The sequence below is a fragment of the Achromobacter ruhlandii genome (assembly GCF_002082135.1).
In the GTDB taxonomy this organism is placed as follows: Bacteria; Pseudomonadota; Gammaproteobacteria; order Burkholderiales; family Burkholderiaceae_B; genus Achromobacter; species Achromobacter ruhlandii.
This window is the reverse complement of the sequence record NZ_CP017433.1, coordinates 5358967-5370627: the sequence shown is the minus strand read 5'-3', so window position 1 is coordinate 5370627 and position 11661 is coordinate 5358967. Positions and strand designations below refer to the sequence as shown.

13 protein-coding genes are annotated in these 11661 nt (G+C 67.9%); 4 read left to right on the top strand and 9 right to left on the bottom strand.

Annotated features, from left to right (window positions below; all coding sequences use genetic code 11):
* Positions 1 to 122 precede the first annotated feature (122 nt).
* Both rsmI and AruCF_RS24365 read left to right on the top strand, forming a co-directional pair.
* Entirely contained in the window at positions 123 to 1052 is a 930-nt protein-coding gene (gene rsmI / locus AruCF_RS24370) for a 16S rRNA (cytidine(1402)-2'-O)-methyltransferase (protein WP_049076886.1), read from the top strand.
* Positions 1053 to 1056: 4 nt separating this feature from the next.
* Complete coding sequence (locus tag AruCF_RS24365) at positions 1057 to 1671, top strand: methylated-DNA--[protein]-cysteine S-methyltransferase (RefSeq protein ID WP_049076885.1); 615 nt, start codon at positions 1057 to 1059, stop codon at positions 1669 to 1671.
* A gap of 15 nt (positions 1672 to 1686) precedes the next feature.
* Here AruCF_RS24365 and AruCF_RS24360 read toward each other — a convergent pair whose 3' ends face one another.
* Together AruCF_RS24360 and rapZ are read right to left on the bottom strand one after the other, a co-directional pair.
* Positions 1687 to 2643 (bottom strand): septal ring lytic transglycosylase RlpA family protein, encoded by a 957-nt coding sequence (locus tag AruCF_RS24360; RefSeq protein ID WP_049076883.1) that lies wholly within the window; start codon positions 2641 to 2643, stop codon positions 1687 to 1689.
* Entirely contained in the window at positions 2640 to 3512 is an 873-nt protein-coding gene (rapZ, locus tag AruCF_RS24355; RefSeq protein ID WP_049078186.1) for an RNase adapter RapZ, read from the bottom strand. The genes AruCF_RS24360 and rapZ overlap by 4 nt, the downstream gene beginning before the upstream one ends.
* A gap of 207 nt (positions 3513 to 3719) precedes the next feature.
* On the opposite strand from rapZ, the gene AruCF_RS24350 reads away from it, so the two are divergent.
* A complete protein-coding gene (locus tag AruCF_RS24350) occupies positions 3720 to 4475 on the top strand; it encodes a c-type cytochrome (RefSeq protein ID WP_104010550.1) in 756 nt (251 codons plus the stop codon).
* 13 nt (positions 4476 to 4488) lie between these two features.
* Positions 4489 to 5769: a c-type cytochrome gene (locus AruCF_RS24345; protein WP_049076880.1), complete on the top strand. Its 1281-nt coding sequence runs from the start codon at positions 4489 to 4491 to the stop codon at positions 5767 to 5769.
* Here the strand turns inward: AruCF_RS24345 and AruCF_RS24340 are convergent, their stop codons facing one another.
* The 7 genes from AruCF_RS24340 to lptC form a co-directional block, all read right to left on the bottom strand.
* The gene (locus AruCF_RS24340) at positions 5770 to 7203 is read right to left on the bottom strand and encodes an aminotransferase-like domain-containing protein (protein WP_049076877.1); all 1434 of its coding nucleotides are present in this window, start codon (positions 7201 to 7203) and stop codon (positions 5770 to 5772) included.
* Positions 7204 to 7225: 22 nt separating this feature from the next.
* A complete protein-coding gene (hprK, locus tag AruCF_RS24335) occupies positions 7226 to 8152 on the bottom strand; it encodes an HPr(Ser) kinase/phosphatase (protein ID WP_006216298.1) in 927 nt (308 codons plus the stop codon).
* Positions 8153 to 8171: 19 nt separating this feature from the next.
* Entirely contained in the window at positions 8172 to 8627 is a 456-nt protein-coding gene (locus tag AruCF_RS24330) for a PTS sugar transporter subunit IIA (protein ID WP_049076876.1), read from the bottom strand.
* A gap of 375 nt (positions 8628 to 9002) precedes the next feature.
* On the bottom strand, positions 9003 to 9338 hold the full coding sequence (hpf, locus tag AruCF_RS24325) for a ribosome hibernation-promoting factor, HPF/YfiA family (protein ID WP_049076874.1): 336 nt from the start codon (positions 9336 to 9338) through the stop codon (positions 9003 to 9005).
* 220 nt (positions 9339 to 9558) lie between these two features.
* On the bottom strand, positions 9559 to 10353 hold the full coding sequence (lptB, locus tag AruCF_RS24320) for an LPS export ABC transporter ATP-binding protein (protein ID WP_049076872.1): 795 nt from the start codon (positions 10351 to 10353) through the stop codon (positions 9559 to 9561).
* A gap of 33 nt (positions 10354 to 10386) precedes the next feature.
* Positions 10387 to 11031, bottom strand: a complete 645-nt coding sequence (gene lptA, locus AruCF_RS24315; protein ID WP_083036906.1) for a lipopolysaccharide transport periplasmic protein LptA — start codon at positions 11029 to 11031, stop codon at positions 10387 to 10389.
* The gene (gene lptC, locus AruCF_RS24310) at positions 11028 to 11660 is read right to left on the bottom strand and encodes an LPS export ABC transporter periplasmic protein LptC (protein WP_054419996.1); all 633 of its coding nucleotides are present in this window, start codon (positions 11658 to 11660) and stop codon (positions 11028 to 11030) included. Before lptC ends, lptA begins: the two co-directional genes overlap by 4 nt.
* Position 11661 lies beyond the last annotated feature (1 nt).

The following is an 11661-nucleotide window of genomic DNA, read 5'->3' as shown; positions in this document are numbered from 1 at the left end:
GGCGGCCCGGCGGCGCGCCGCCAGGGCAAGTTCGAAAGCAAAGGTGTCATCCATCGGGGCCGGTCCGAAACGCGAGGCGATGGCGGCTACACTGGCATGGTTTTCCGCGTAAGTAGGCAGCAATGAATCAAAATGTCTCACCCCCGGTGGCCGGCGACGCCTGGACCCGCGTCGCTGAACGCGTGGCCGGGCAGCATTGGCCCGCCTCGACGCTGTATGTGGTGGCCACACCGATCGGCAATCTGGGCGACCTGGGGCTGCGCGCCTGGCATGCGCTGCAACGCGCCGACGTGATCGCGGCCGAAGACACCCGCGCCAGCCGCACGCTGCTGGACGCCTGGGGCGTCAGCACGCCGCTGATGGCGGCGCATCGCCACAACGAAGCCGCGGCGGCGCAGGCCATCTGTGAGCGCCTGGCGCAGGGCCAGCGCGTGGCGTTGGTCTCCGACGCGGGCGCGCCAGCGGTCAGCGATCCCGGCGCGCGCGTGGTGCGCGCGGTGCGCGAGGCCGGTTTCGCGGTGGTGCCGGTGCCCGGTCCCAGCGCCGTGATTGCCGCGCTGATGGGCAGCGGCGTCACCACCGACGAGAATCCCGCCTACGCCTTCGCCGGTTTTCCGCCGTCCAAGGCCACCGCGCGCCAGCGCTGGCTGCGCACCTGGTGCGCGCTGCCGGCGCCGGTGGTGATGTTCGAATCGCCGCACCGGCTGGCCGCGACGCTGGCCGATCTGCGGGAAGTCTGCGGCGACGCCCGCCTGCTGACGGTGGCGCGCGAGCTGACCAAGCGCTTCGAGGAGATCGCCACTTTCCCGCTGGGCGAGGCGGCCGCCTGGCTGGCGGCCGACGCGCATCGCGAGCAGGGCGAATTCGTGCTGATCGCGCATGCCCAGGCGGGGCGCGAGGAAGACGAGGACGCCGATCCGCGCGCCGACGCCTTGCTGGACGCGCTGCTCGAAACCCTGTCGGTGCGCGACGCCTCGAAGATCGCCGCCAAGGTCACCGGCCTGTCGCGCGACGTCCTGTACAACCGGGCCCTGGCCCGCAAGAATGCGTAAGCCCATGATCTACACCGCAGAGACACGCAGGCGTCCCGGCGAAGCCGCGGAGCCGATCGTCTACCGTGACATCCCCACGCCGCTGGGCGAAATGTGTCTGGTCGCCAGTGCCAAAGGCCTGCGCGGCGCCTGGTTCACCGACCAGACCCTGCTGCCTTCGGCCGAGGGCTGGACCCGCAGCGAATCCGATCCGATCCTGGAGCAGGCGCGCCGCGAACTGGATGAGTGGTTCGCCGGCCAGCGCCGCGATTTCGAGGTGGCGCTGGATCCGGTGGGCACGCCGTTCCAGCATGAAGTCTGGCGCGCGCTGTGCAAGCTGGATTTCGGCCAGCTCGCCAGCTACGGCGAACTGGCGCGCACGGTGGGGCGGCCCAAGGGCGCCCAGGCCATCGGCGGCGCGGTGGGCCGCAATCCCGTCATCATCATCATTCCGTGCCACCGCGTCATCGGCGCCGATACCTCGCTGACCGGCTTCGGTGGCGGTCTGCCGCGCAAGCAGGCCCTGCTCAAGCACGAGGGCAGCCAATACCTGAGCCGCAATGCGCGCGCGCGCCGGGTCTGTGACGGCCAGGCGCAGTTGCCGTTCGAGCAGCCGGCGTTCGACTGGCCGGCGGCGTAGCGGGCGGGCGCCGCGCTATTGCGCGGCGATGCTGGGCGTGATGCCGATGCGGTCGGACACCAACTGCACCGCGTTCAGCGCGCTCTGGCGATCCGGATACGGGCCGATCTTGACCCGGTACAGGTTGTTGGCCTGTTCCACCGCGGCCGGGGGCGCCCCATCGGCGCCCAGTTGCGTGTTGATGCGGCTGACCAGCGATTGCGCATTGGCGGGCTGGCTGAACGCGCCCACCTGCAGATAGACGCTGCCGGCCGCGCCGATCTGGCGCACCGGCGCGCTCCCTGGCGCGGGCGCGGGCTGCTGCGCCAGCGGCTGGGGCTCCAGCGCCACCGGCGCGGCGGCGACAGGCGTGGCCACGGGGGTGGAACCGGTGGCCGAGGCGGGCGCCGGCGCCGGCGTCCCCTGGGAGGCCAGGCGACGGATCTCATCCTGCGGAATGCTCTCGACCACCACCTGGCCGCTGCCCGGCCCGATGATGCCCAGCTTGTAGGCCGCCACGTACGACAGGTCCATGATGCGGTCGCTGTGGAACGGTCCGCGGTCGTTGACCCGCACGATGATGGTTTTGCCGTTGACCAGGCTGGTGACGCGCGCGTAGCTGGGGATCGGCAGCGTGGTGTGGGCCGCCGTCATGGCGTACATGTCATAGGGCTCGCCGATCGAGGTCGAGTTGCCGTGGAATTTCTTGCCGTACCACGAGGCGATGCCCTGGCGCTTGTAGGGCTGGCCGCTGGTATCCGGCACATAGCGCTGGCCGAACACCACGTATGGACGATTGGCGCCGCTGGCGTAGGGCTCGATGCGCGGCACCGCGTCCGGCACCTGGTCCAGGTTGGAGGGCGGATTGGCGTCCGGGCCATCGTCCTTGTAGTACCCGCCCCCCTTCTTGCGCCCCCCGGTGGAAGAGCAGCCGGCCACGGCAATGGCCAGCAACAGCATCATCAGGATATGGAGCGGGCGGGACAGGATCATGCGGATTCGTCGGGCAGTTGGGTGCGATGGCGCACCAGCAGCGGGTCGTGGTCGGCGAAGCGCTTGGCCAGCTGTTCGACCACGTAGACCGAACGGTGCTGGCCGCCGGTGCAGCCGATGGCGACCGTGAGGTAATTGCGCGTGTCTTGCGTGTACTGCGGCAGCCAGCGATTCAGGAAGGCGGCGATGTCGTCGATCATCTGGCCCACCTGTTCGTAGCCGGACAGCCAGGTGGCGACCGGTTCGTCGCGGCCGGTCAGCGGACGCAGGTTGCGGTCATAGTAGGGATTGGGCAGGCAGCGCACGTCGAACACCAGGTCGGCGTCGCGCGGCACGCCGCGCTTGTAGGCAAAGGATTCGAAGGTCAGCACCAGCGGGGCGCGGTCGGCCTGGATCAGGTCGCGGATCCACGCGCGCAGTTGGCCCGGCGTGAGTTCGGAGGTATCGATGACGTGTTCCTGCTCGCGCAGCGGCGCCAGCAGTTCGCGTTCGAGCGCGATGCAGTCGGTCAGGGACGGCGCGGTGCCGCCGCGCTGCAGGCGATCGGTCAGCGGATGGCGGCGGCGCGATTCGGAATAGCGTTGCACCAGGGTGTCGGTGCTGGCGTCCAGGAACACCACGCGCAGGCTGGTGCCCATGGCGCGCAGCGCGGTGACCACGTCGGGCAGTTCGGCCAGCTCGCCGGGCGAGCGCACGTCGATGGCGACCGCCACGCGCTCCAGACCGTCGTCGCGGGCGTTGGCGATGAACTCGGTCAGGAACCGCACGGGCAGGTTGTCGACGCAGGTGTAGCTGGCGTCCTCGAGCATGCGCAGGGCCACGGACTTGCCTGAGCCTGAGATGCCGGTAACGAGGACGACTTTCAACATGGACATGATTGTGGCACGCTTTTGCAGGAGGATGCCGGCGGGTTGGCATCTGATATGGCCGTAAACTGCGAATCTGCGCCTGTACCGCTTTGAAGACCCTGGCGTAAGCTTGGGCACCCGCACCGACCGATTCATCTACGCGCCCCGCCGCCATGCGCCTTCGGGGGTTGGACTTCGACTTAGTGACTTAGTGTTAACTGGCCCTAGATGTTAGCCCTCATTTCCTTTCGTAGTGTTTCACTTCCGTGGTTCAGGGCAAAAATCCACCTCGTGGCGGCGGTCGTTGTTGCCTTTTCGACAGCGCCTGCCCTGGCTCAGGACGCGCCCCAGGTATTGCAGCCCGGCACCATGGCGGCCCGGGTGGCGGCCTGTACGGCCTGCCATGGCGAGCAGGGCCGCGCCGGCGCCGACGGCTATTACCCGCGGCTGGCCGGCAAGCCGCAGGAATACCTCTATCACCAACTGCTCAATTTCCGCGACGACCGGCGCCAGTACCGCCCCATGGCGCACCTGCTGACCGGCCTGCCGGACGCCTACCTGCATGAAATGGCGGCGTACTTCGCGGCGCAGCACGTGCCGTATCCGCCGCCGGCGCGGGCCGAGGTGTCCGCCGCCACGCTCGAGGCCGGTCGCCAGCTGGCCCTGTCCGGCGACGCCGCCCGCGGCCTGCCGGCCTGTGCTTCCTGTCACGGCGCCGCCCTGGGCGGCGCGCTGCCCGCCATTCCGGGCCTGCTTGGCCTGCCGCGCGACTACATCGGTTCGCAGATCGGCAGCTGGAAGAACGGCCTGCGCCGCGCCGCCGCGCCCGATTGCATGGCCGACATCGCCCGCAAGCTCACGCCCGAGGATATCGGCGCCCTGGCGGCCTGGCTGTCGTCGCAGCCGGTCGCTGCCAGCTACGCGCCCGAGCCTGCCGGCGCCTTGCGCCTGCCCGCCGAGTGCGGCAGTCAGGCGCAGCGTTGAAGGGGCGACTCGGATGAAACTGATGAAGCGACTCCTCGGGACCCTGTTGATGCTCGCCGTGGTCACGGCGGGCGTGCTGTATTGGCTCGGCACGCGCGACGATGCCAGCATCGGGCCGGCCGTGGCGCCAGCCGATCCGCAGCAACGCATCGAGCGCGGGCGCTACCTGGCGCTGGCCGGCAATTGCATGGCCTGTCATACCGCGCGCGGCGGTCCGGCCTACGCGGGCGGCACGCCCATCCCGACGCCATTCGGCACGATCTACGGCCCCAACATCACGCCCGACGAGAAGACCGGCATCGGCGCCTGGAGCGCGGACGACTTCTGGCAGGCGCTGCACAACGGCAAGTCGCGCGATGGAACGTTGCTGTATCCGGCCTTCCCGTACACCGAGTACACCCGCGTCACGCGCGCCGACGCCGATGCGCTGTTCGCCTATCTGCGCACGGTGACGCCGGTCAACCAGCCCAGCCGCGCGCCGGAGCTCGATTTCCCGTACGACCAGCGTGTCCTGCTGGCGGCCTGGCGCGCCCTGTATTTCCGCCCCGGTGTGCAGGAGTCCGATCCGGGCCAGTCGACCCAGTGGAACCGTGGCCGTTATCTGGTCGAAGGCCTGGGCCATTGCGCCGCCTGCCACGCGCCGCGCAACAGCCTGGGGGCGACGCGCGCGGCCGACGGGCTGGCCGGCGGCATCATCCCGATGCTGGACTGGTACGCGCCGCCCCTGACCAACGATCCGCAAACGGGCCTGGGGCGTTGGTCGGCCGAAGACATCGCGGCGCTGTTGCGTACGGGGATCTCGGCACATTCCAGCGCCAGCGGCCCGATGGCCGAAGTGGTGCTGGGCAGCACGCAGCACCTGAGCGACGCCGATGCGCTCGCAATGGGTGTGTATCTGAAATCACTGCCGGCAACGCCGGCGCCGACGAGGTCGAGCGCGCCGGCCGCGCCGGCCGCGATGGAGCTGGGCGGCAAGATCTATCGCCAGCAGTGCGTGCAATGCCACCAGCCGCAAGGCGAGGGCAGCCCGGGCGCGTGGCCGGCATTGGCAGGGAACCCGACCGTGACGGCGCCATCGCCGCTCAACGCCATCCGCATGGTGCTCGATGGCGGCTTCGCGCCGGCTACCGCGGCCAACCCGCGGCCGCACGGCATGCCGCCTTTCGGCCAGTTGCTGAACGACAACGATGTGGCGATGCTGGTGTCCTACATCCGCAACAGCTGGGGCAATGAGGCCGGCGGCGTGACGCCCCTTGAGGTCAAGCGCGCCCGCGCCGCCTCGACCCGCAACTGATCAGGATCGCCGCGCGGCAGGCTGGCAGGCCGCGCGCGCCATCTCGCCCAGGGCGCGGATGGCGTCGGCCTGCGCGTCATCCCAGGGGTGGCCGTAGTTCAACCGCAGCGCATTGCCGAACTGCCCGCTGGCCGAGAAGATCGGCCCCGGCGCCACGCTGATGCCGCGCGCCAGCGCCTGCCGGTGCAGGGTCAGCGCATCCACCGCCGCGGGCATTTCCAGCCAAAGGAAGAAACCGCCTTGCGGGCGCGTCACGCGGGTTCCCGCGGGAAACTCGCGCGCAATCGCATTGGCCATCAGGTCCTGCTGCGCCTGCAGTGTTTCGCGCAGGCGGCGCAGGTGGCGGTCGTAGCCGCCTTGCTCCAGGTATTCGGCCAGCGCGCCCTGGGCCGGGCTGGAGGCCGACAGGGTGGACGACAGCTTCAGGCGCTGCACGCGCTGCGTGTAGCGGCCGGCGCTGGCCCAGCCGATGCGGTAGCCCGGCGCCAGGCACTTGGAGAACGAGGAGCAATGCAGCACCAGTCCATGCCGGTCGAAGGCTTTGGCCGGCACCGGCCGGGCCGCGCCGAAATACAGTTCGCCATAGACGTCGTCTTCGATCAGCGGGATTTCATGGCGCGCCAGCAGTTCGACCAGGTGCCGCTTCTTGTCTTCGGGCATCAGGCTGCCCAGCGGATTCTGGAACTGCGTCATCAGCCAACAGGCCTTGGGCCGATGGCGCTTGATCGCCGTTTCCATCGCGTCCAGATCGACGCCGTTGCGCGGATGCGTGGGCACTTCCAGCGCCTTCAGGCCCTGGCGCTCCAGCGCCTGCAGTGCGCCGTAGAAGGTCGGCGCTTCCACGATGACGGTGTCGCCTGGCCGGGCCACGGCCTGCAGGCACAGGTTGAGCGCTTCCAGCGCGCCGTTGGTGACCACGATGTCGCTGGCCGGCACGTTGATGCCGGCGATCAGGTAGCGCAGCGCGATCTGGCGCCGCAGCCCGGGATTGCCGGGCGAAAGGTCTTCCATCGTGGCCAGCGGATCCTGGCGCTTGAGATGCGTCGACATGGCCTGGGCCAGCCGCGGTAGCGGGAACAGCAGGGGGGAAGGAAAGGCCGAGCCCAGCGGCGTGACGTCGCGGTTGCGTACGGAGTCGAGGATGTCGAAAATGCGTTCGCTGATCGCCAGCTCGGTCGATTCGCCATCGGGACAGGATGTGTCCGGCTCGGGGGGCAGCGTGTCGCCGCGCGCGTTGACGTAGTAGCCCGAGCGGGGGCGGGCGCGGATCAGGCCGCGCGCTTCCAGCAGGTAATAAGCCTGGAATACCGTCGACGGGCTGACGCCACGGCTGGCGCAGGCCTCGCGCACCGAGGGCAGCCTGTCGCCCACGCGCAGCACGCCGTCGCGGATCGACTTGGCGATCTCGTTGGCGAGTTTCTCGTACAGGCTCACGGTGCCGCGCGGTGACGCGCGCTTACTTGCTGCTTTGCAGGATCGCCATGGCCTGGCGTTCCATGAATTCGCCCAGGGTGTCGATGCCGCGCAGCTTGAGGATGGTGTTGCGCACGGCGGCTTCCACCAGCACCGCCAGGTTGCGGCCGGCGGCCACCTGCAGCATGACCTTGCGCACCGGCAGGCCCAGCATGTCCTGGGTGATGTCCTGCAGCGGCAGGCGTTCGAACTTGTCCTGCGCCGTGGCGCGCACCAGGTGCACGATCAGCTTCAGGCGCATCTTGCGGCGCACCGAGGTCTCGCCGAAGATGGTGCGAATGTCGAGCAGGCCCAGGCCGCGCACTTCCAGCAGGTTCTGCAGCAGTTGCGGGCAGTGGCCCTCGATCATGTTGGGGGCGGTGCGCGAGAACTCGACCGCGTCGTCGGCCACCAGGCCGTGGCCGCGCGAGATCAGTTCCAGCGCCAGTTCGCTCTTGCCCAGGCCGGATTCGCCGGTGATGAGCACGCCCAGGCCCAGCACATCCAGGAACACGCCGTGCACGGTCGTGGTGGGCGCGAGCTTCTTGCCCAGGTAGATGCGCAGCAGGTCGATCAGCTGCGCGGCCGCCACCGGGGTGGACAGCAACGGCACCTGGTGCTGGTCGCACTGGTCCACCAGGTCCTGCGGCGGCGTCAGGCCGTCGGCCAGCAGGATGGCGGGCACGCCACCGATCAGCAGCTCGTCCATGTGGTGCATGCGGCGGCGCAGGTCGAAGCGGGTGTAGTACGCCAGCTCTTCCTGGCCGAACACCTGGATGCGCGACGGGTGGATCAGGTTGAGGTGACCCACCAGGTCGGCGGCGGCCATGCCGTCATCGGGAATCGCGCGGTCCGCGGCTCCTTGGCCGGAAATCCAGTTGAAGGGGATTTTGTCGGCGTTGTCGTCGACGAGTTCCTGCACCGTGAGCATGGCAGCGTTTCCGCGAGGATCAGAGTTGGCCGGTGGTGAGCATCTTGTGCACGATGGCCGGATCGGTCTCGGTGGCCAGGGCTTCGCGCAGTGCCTTGTTGGACATCAATTGCGCCAGCTCGGCCAGGATATCCAGGTGCTGCTGCGTGGCGGTTTCGGGCACCAGCAGACACAGCAGCATCGAGACCGGCTGGCCGTCGGGGGCATCGAACGTGATCGGTTGGGCCAGGCGGATGAAGGCGGCGAGCGCCTGTTCCAGACCCTTGACGCGACCGTGCGGCACGGCCACGCCCTGGCCCAGGGCGGTCGAGCCCAGGCGTTCCCGTGCAAACAGGCTGTCGAACACGAGCGCGCGTGCCAAGCCGTGGTTGTTTTCAAAGAGGAGGCCAGCCTGTTCGAACGCGCGCTTCTTGCTCGTGGCGAGCATATCGAGGACGACGTTGCCGGCGGGAAGGATGCGCGACAAATGATTCATCGGGTCATTATAGGGTTATATGACGCACTGCAAAAAACTCCGGTGGGAGGCACTTTCCTGGCGGTCCGCACCCTCCTGGATCAGGCCGCCGCTCCCGGCACGAGAGCGACAGCATAGACCGATAGCGCCGGGTTGTGGGCATTCTTCGTGCGCAGGCAGGTATACCAGGACGGTATGGCGTCGGATATTCAGGGAGTGAGCGGCGCCCCGCGGCCAACTGCCGGGGATTCGGGGGACAAAGAGGAGGTCGTGCAGGGGAGGGAGTTTGCCGATGCCCCGGCTGGACTCTGGGTCTAGCGGGACACCGGGACTTAGGCAGGATTCAAGAGTTGCTGTTTCCTGGCTCGCACGGCGAGCGGGTCATGAAGCGCGGTGTTACTGGGTTGGCGAAAGGTTCGCCGCTTGCCGCTTCACGGACTCTGCCGAGTGGCTTCGTACCTTGTCCTTGTGCTTGATGACCTGACGGTCGACTTTGTCAGCGAGAAGGTCGATCGCGGCGTAGAGGTTTTCATCGGTTGCTTCACAATGAATGTCCTTGCCACTAAGACGCATGGTGATTTCGGCTCTGTGCCGCAGGGGCTCTACTGAGAGCATGACCTGGGTATCGATGACGTGATCGAAATGCCGCAGCACTCGCGCCAGTTTGTTCATGACATATTCCCGGATGGCCGGGGTGACGTCGAGGTGACGACCGCAGATGCTCAGGTTCATAGTGTGCTCTCCTTCTAAAAGAGGAAAAAATGGTGCGCGGAAGGCGCGGTGGGGTCGTTAGGCGTTCTCCTTGTTCGAGGGGTTCGTTTGATACTAGTGTATAGACTCGGGCCGATAAAACAAGCTGACCTAGCGCAAGTTCATGGCATTTTCATGGCGCTCGCCCAGGGGCGTGCCCCAGGGGCCGTCAGGGACCCTGGGATTTTCCCCAATGGGGGTGTTACATGCGGAAGTGTTCGCCCAGGTAGACGCGGCGAACGGCCGGATCGCCGACGATTTCGTCGGGGTGACCGTCGGTCAGCACCTTGCCTTCGCTGATGATGTAGGCGCGGTCGCAGATGCCCAGCGTTTCGCGCACGTTGTGGTCGGTGATCAGCACGCCGATGCCGCGCCCCTTCAGGAAGCGCACGATGCGCTGGATCTCGATCACGGCGATCGGGTCCACGCCCGCGAAGGGCTCGTCCAGAAGGATGAAGCGCGGACTGGTGGCCAGCGCGCGCGCGATTTCGACGCGGCGGCGCTCGCCGCCCGACAGCGAAATGGCGGCGTTGCTGCGGATGTGGCCGATCTGCAGCTCTTCGAGCAGCAGTTCCATCTGCTCGTTGATCTTGGGCGTGGACAGCGTGCGGCCATCCGGCCCGATCTGCAGTTCGAGGACCGCGCGGATGTTCTGCTCGACCGTCAGGCGGCGGAACACCGAGGCGTCCTGGGGCAGGTACGACAGTCCCATGCGGGCGCGCTTGTGGATCGGCATCGCGGTGATGACCGAGCCATCGATCTCGATACGACCGGCGTCGGCCGGCACCAGGCCCACGATCATGTAGAAGCTGGTGGTCTTGCCCGCGCCGTTGGGGCCGAGCAGGCCGACCACTTCGCCGCTGGACACGGACAGGGACACGTCCTGCACCACCGTGCGGCCGTTGTAGGTCTTGCGCAAGCCGGTTGCGCGCAGGCTGCCCTGCTTGACGCCCGAAGGGGCGGAGGTCACGGGAGTCTGCACTGAAGGTTGGTTCATCGTGGCTGCGTGTGGATGACGTGGGAGGCGCTTTCAGCGCCCCTTCTTCGATTCTTGCTGCTTGCGGCATTCGGCCACCGCGGCGTCCGACTTGGCGCGCGGCTCAGCCACGGAGCGCGCGCGGCCGCCGGCGGCCGCCGAGTTCGGGCCGCCCTGGGCTTCATAGGTGCCGCTCTTTTCGTTGTAGCGTACGCGATCGCCGCGAATGGTGTCGAAAGGCTTGCCGCAGACGTAGCGCACCACCACGGCCTGGCCGATCAGGTCGAAGGTGCTCTTGGTGCCATCGTATTCGGCGCGCAGGCCCTTGCCTTCGATCAGTTCGTAGGTCTCGGGACGTTCCTGGCGGATGGTCACCACCTTGCCCTTGTTGGCGGTGGCGGTGCCGTACTGGTTGCCGGCCGCGTCCTCGTGCATTTCCAGCGTGTCGGAGGTCAGCGTCATCAACCCGCGCGTCATGTTGACGTTGCCGGTGAACACGCTTTGCTTTTTCACGTCGTCGTAGTGCAGCGTGTCCGACAGGATCGTCGTGGTGGGCTCCTCGGCGGGCGCGGTCTTGCTCGAACCGGCGGCGGCCGGCTTGGGGTCGGCCGCGAGCGCCGGCGCCATCGCCGATGCCATCAGCAGCACCGCGCCCAGCAGGCGCGTGGTGGGGGCAATGCGAATCCGGAGGTCGGTCATGGTTTCTTCTGGTCAGAGGAGTTGGCAGGGGTTTCGGCGGGACGGCGCGATTTGTTTTCCGTGCCGGCGATTTCCACGTCGGTGGAGGCCGATACCTGCAGTTGGCGTGTCTTGTTGTTGTAGTGCATGCCCTTGCCGTTCATGCGCGAGCGGCCCTTGATGACCTCGGCCGGCAGGTCGGTGTAGACCACGTCGTCGTCGGGCAGGAGGATCAGTTGCTGGCTGCGCACGTCCAGGACGTCGTTGTTGGCATCGGGCTGGCGGTGCACGTGCGCGTCGCCGTTCATGACGATGCGCTTGCCGCCTTGTTCCATGACGGCCGTCTTGGACACGCCCACGGTGATCGGGCTGGCTTCGCGCTGGCCGATGGCCCGCGGCTGGGTGATGTGATAGGAGTCGTCGTCCGGGAAGTGCTCGGCGTATTCGCCCTCCAGCCGGTTGATGGGACGGCCGGTGGGGTCGGTGCGCAGCATCACGAAATTACGCGACCAGGCGTCCATTTCGTGCGTGACGCGGCGCGGCGGATCCGTCTGGATCGCGCGCTGCGCGTAGTCGGCGGCCCAATACGTGCTGGCGACGAGCACCAGCAGCAGGAACAGCGCGATCAGGGAAGGGAAACGATCTTTCATC